We start from the raw sequence: 306 nt of genomic DNA on the forward strand, positions 1-306 counted from the left end.
CGGTCAACGGGCCGCGTTCCACGGTCGTCGCGGGGGATCCCGAAGCCCTCGACGCCCTCCGCGCACACTGCGCCGAACGGGACGTACGCGCCCGTGTCGTCCCCGCGGCCTACGCGTCCCACTCGGCCGCCGTGGAGGTGCTCAGGGACCGGATGCTCGAGGAACTGGCCCCCGTCAGCCCCCTCGCCGGGTCGGGCACCGCCTTCTACTCGACGGTGACGGGCGGGCGGCTGGACACCAGTGAACTGGACGCCGGTTACTGGTTCCGCAACCTGCGCGAGCCGGTGCGGTTCGAGCCGGTGATAC

The 306-nt window shown here is 72.5% G+C and carries 1 protein-coding gene; it reads left to right on the top strand.

Annotated elements, in window-relative coordinates; genetic code table 11:
* Positions 1-306 (top strand): acyltransferase domain-containing protein (locus ALMP_RS41825; protein ID WP_264937274.1); only part of this gene is annotated, 306 nt, incomplete at both ends.

Source organism: Streptomyces sp. A012304 (assembly GCF_026008495.1).
In the GTDB taxonomy this organism is placed as follows: Bacteria; Actinomycetota; Actinomycetes; order Streptomycetales; family Streptomycetaceae; genus Streptomyces.